This window comes from Actinomadura sp. NPDC049382 (assembly GCF_040677125.1).
GTDB classification, from domain to species: Bacteria; Actinomycetota; Actinomycetes; order Streptosporangiales; family Streptosporangiaceae; genus Spirillospora; species Spirillospora geliboluensis.
Genome location: NZ_JBFARO010000243.1, coordinates 1 through 3,692 on the forward strand (window position 1 = coordinate 1; position 3,692 = coordinate 3,692).

Annotated in this window: 2 protein-coding genes and 1 pseudogene; all 3 read right to left on the reverse strand. The window is 74.6% G+C overall.

The features are described from left to right. Positions 1-94 precede the first annotated feature (94 nt). A complete protein-coding gene (locus AB0K34_RS46185) occupies positions 95-1,123 on the reverse strand; it encodes a glucose-6-phosphate dehydrogenase assembly protein OpcA (protein WP_364554868.1) in 1,029 nt (342 codons plus the stop codon). Then, the gene (gene zwf / locus AB0K34_RS46190) at positions 1,123-2,649 is read right to left on the reverse strand and encodes a glucose-6-phosphate dehydrogenase (protein WP_364554870.1); all 1,527 of its coding nucleotides are present in this window, start codon (positions 2,647-2,649) and stop codon (positions 1,123-1,125) included. Before zwf ends, AB0K34_RS46185 begins: the two co-directional genes overlap by 1 nt. Positions 2,650-2,759: 110 nt before the next feature. Continuing rightward, positions 2,760-3,692 (reverse strand): annotated as a pseudogene (locus AB0K34_RS46195) (glucose-6-phosphate isomerase); the annotation flags it as partial.

The window sequence follows — 3,692 nt, forward strand, 5'->3', positions numbered from 1 at the left end:
GCCGCCTGGGCGTCGGCGATCCGGGTCAGCAGCCGCGCCGCGGCCGCCGCGGCGAGCAGCTCCTGGTCGCGGTGGACCAGGACGGCCGGGGCGCTCACGCCCGCCCCTCGGCCTCGTGCCGCGCCTTGGCGTGCCGCTTGGCCGGGCCGGTCTTCGCCGCCGCGTCCGTCGCCGACACCGGCTCGTCGGCCACGCCGGGCCGCGCCGTCCCGTGCGCGAGGTCCTTGGCGAACCGGCCCGCCGCCTCGCGGTACACCTCGTCGGGGTCGAGCCGGCGCAGCTCCTCGGCCAGCAGGTCGGCCATCGGGCGGCGCAGCAGCGACACCTGCCGGTCGGGCTGCCCCGGCCGGCACAGCGTCGCGACCCGCCCGTCCGGGCGGTGGATGACGATGTCGCCGCTGGTGGTGGTGAGCCGGACGCCGGTGATCCCGGGCCCCTCGGACACGGACCGCTCCAGCGGCACGCCGAGCCGGACCGACAGCCACGCCGCCAGCAGCTCCGCGCTCGGGCTGTCCGGCTCGGCGGTCACCTCGCCGGACACGATGTCGTCGTGGTCCTGGTCGAGCGCGGCGGCCAGCAGCGACCGCCACGACGTCAGCCGCGTCCAGGTGAAGTCGGTGTCGCCCGGCCGGTAGCCCTGCGCGAGCTGCGCGAGCGTGCCGAGCCGGTCGCGGGCCGCGTAGGAGTCGGTCACCCGGCGCTGCGCGAGCGCGCCGAGCGGGTCCTTCGCCGGGACCTTCGGCACCTTGCCGCCCGGCCACCACGTCACGACCGGGGTGTCCGGCATCAGCAGCGGGACGACCACCGAGTCGGCGTGCTCGGCGAGCGGCCCGTACATGCGCAGCAGCACCGTCTCGCCCGGCCCGGTCTCGCCCATCCGGATCTCGGCGTCCAGCCGCGACGAGCCGCCGCGCGGGTCGCGGGAGATGACGGTCAGCACCCGGCAGGGGTGCTCGCGCGCCGCCTCCGTCGCGGCGCGGACCGCGTCGTACTGCGCCGACTCGTCGGTCACGATGATCAGGGTCAGCACCATGCCGACCGCCGGGCCGCCCATCAGGTGCCGGGACTGCGTCAGCGCGTCCTGGATCTTGCGGGTGGTGGTTCCGGTGAGATCGATGTTCATTAGAGCCGCCTCCAGGTGCGCCCGTCCCGCGCCATCAGCTCGTCGGTGCTGTCGGGCCCGTAACCGCCGGACTTGTACTGGTCGAGGCCGCCGCGGCTCGCCCAGAACTCGGTGATCGGGTCGAGGATCTGCCAGGACAGCTCGACCTCCTCCTGCCGGGGGAACAGCGGCGGGTCGCCGATCAGCACGTCCAGCAGCAGCCGCTCGTAGGCCTCGGGGGAGGTCTCGGTGAACGACTCGCCGTAGGCGAAGTCCATGTTGACGTCGCGGATCTCCATCGAGGTGCCGGGCACCTTCGAGCCGAACCGGACCGTGATGCCCTCGTCCGGCTGCACCCGCATCACCAGGGCGTTCTGCCCGAGCTCCTCGGTGTCGGTCTGGGAGAACGGCAGATGCGGCGCCTTCTGGAACACCATCGCGACCTCGGTCACGCGGCGGCTGAGCCGCTTGCCGGTGCGCAGGTAGAACGGGACGCCCGCCCAGCGCCGGTTCTCGATCTCCAGCTTGATCGCCGCGTAGGTCTCGGTGCGGGAGTCGGCCGGGATGCCGTCCTCCTCCAGGTACCCGCGGACGTTCACGCCGCCCTGCCAGCCCGCCGCGTACTGCCCGCGCGCGGTCGCCTCGGCGAGGTCGCCGGGCACCCGCACCGAGGACAGGATCTTGGCCTTCTCGGCGCGGACGGCCTCGGCGCGGAACGAGGTGGGCTCCTCCATCGCCGTCAGCGCCAGCAGCTGCAGCAGGTGGTTCTGGATGACGTCGCGAGCGGCTCCTATGCCGTCGTAGTAGCCGGCCCGGCCGCCGATGCCGATGTCCTCGGCCATCGTGATCTGCACGTGGTCGACGAACGACCGGTTCCAGATCGGCTCGAACATCGTATTGGCGAACCGCAGCGCCAGGATGTTCTGCACCGTCTCCTTGCCGAGGTAGTGGTCGATCCGGAAGATCGACTCCTCGGGGAAGACGCGGTGCACGGTGTCGTTCAGCTCCACCGCGGTCTTCAGGTCCCGGCCGAACGGCTTCTCGATCACCACCCGGCGCCAGGCGCCCTCCTTGCGGTCGGCGAGTCCGCTGCGCTGCAGCTGCTCGACGACCTGCGGGAAGAACTTCGGCGGGATCGACAGGTAGAAGGCGTAGTTGCCGCCGGTGCCGCGGCTCTCGTCCAGCTCCTTGACCGCCATCGACAGCGCGTCGAACGCGCCCGGGTCGGAGAACTCGCCGGGGACGAAGTGCATGCCCTCCGACAGGTGCGTCCACACGTCCTCGCGGAACGGGGTCCGCGCGTGCGCCTTGACCGACTCGTAGGCGATCTGCCGGAAGTCCTCGTTCTCCCAGTCCCGGCGCGCGAAGCCGACCAGCGAGAAGCCCGGCGGCAGCAGCCCCCGGTTCGCCAGGTCGTAGATCGCCGGGAGCAGCTTCTTGCGGGACAGGTCCCCGGTGACCCCGAACAGCACGAGCACGCACGGCCCGGCCACCCGCGGCAGGCGCTTGTCCCGCGGGTCGCGGAGCGGATTGGCTGGGTTGGTCACGTGGCCCCCTCTGATCGGACTGCGCCTTCTCGTCTCACTGCTGCAAGCATCCTGCCCCAACTCGTGTCACGGGCCCCACTTCCTGGAACGGGCGCCCTCCGCGCGGGGCCTCATCGCCCCGCGCCGGCGGCGTCGAGCAGCCGGGCGAGTCCCGCCCAGCGGTTCTGCAGGTGCAGCCGCACCACCGCGCGCCCCGCCGCGCGCGCGTCGCGGGCGTCCCCGAGCGCCCGCGCGAGCTGCAGCATGGCCAGCCGGTGGTGCCGGCCCGGGACCGGTACGTCGCGGACGACGTTCCCGGTCACCAACAGGTATACGCCTCCGCCGGATTGATCATTCCCGGCCGCGCGGGGCCGCCCGCCCCAGCCGGTCCGCACCGGCCGGCCGCAGCGCGCGGCGAGGAGCGCGGCCAGCCGGCGCACCTGCGCGCCCTGCCCGCGCGCCTCGTCGGGATCGAGGTGCGCGGCGAGGTCCAGGCGCCCGGCCGGGCCGACCGCGGCGGCCACCGCGTCCAGCAGCGCCGGGAGGCCGGACGCGCCGGCCAGCGCGGGCACCGTCGTGTGCGCCTCCACCGCGCGGCCGGGGTCGCCGTCGGCGAACAACGGGTCGCCGGACCCGTCGTCCACCGTCATCGCGGCGGGCGGCGGGGGCGGCGCGAGCGGGTCGGCCTCCAGCAGGTAGGCCGCGACGGCCGCGGCGTACTCCCACACCACGAGCTGCGCGGCGAGCGGGCCCGCGACGGTGGCGTCGTCCTGGTGCGGGCGGCCCCCGAAGGTGACCAGGAACAGGTCGTCGGCGGGCGCCAGCGGCAGCCCGCCCTCCTGGACGACCGGGACCATTCGCCCGCCGGTCGCCTCGTCCAGCAGGTCCGCCGCCCAGCGCGCGAGGCCGGGCTGGTCGGCCGCGTAGCCGCCGAGCACCGCCGTCCGGCGGCCCGCGCGGGCCGCCCCGCCGAGGGTGGCCCCGAGGACGAGCCCCGGGTTGTTGTGCGGCCCGGTCAGCGCGGGCAGCCCCGCGGAGGGCTCCTCCAGCAGGGCCCGGGCCTG

Excerpts from the sequence above, each read along its gene's own strand:
- AB0K34_RS46185 (WP_364554868.1), bottom strand. The coding sequence starts at position 1,123 with ATGAACATCGATCTCACCGGAACCACCACCCGCAAGATCCAGGACGCG.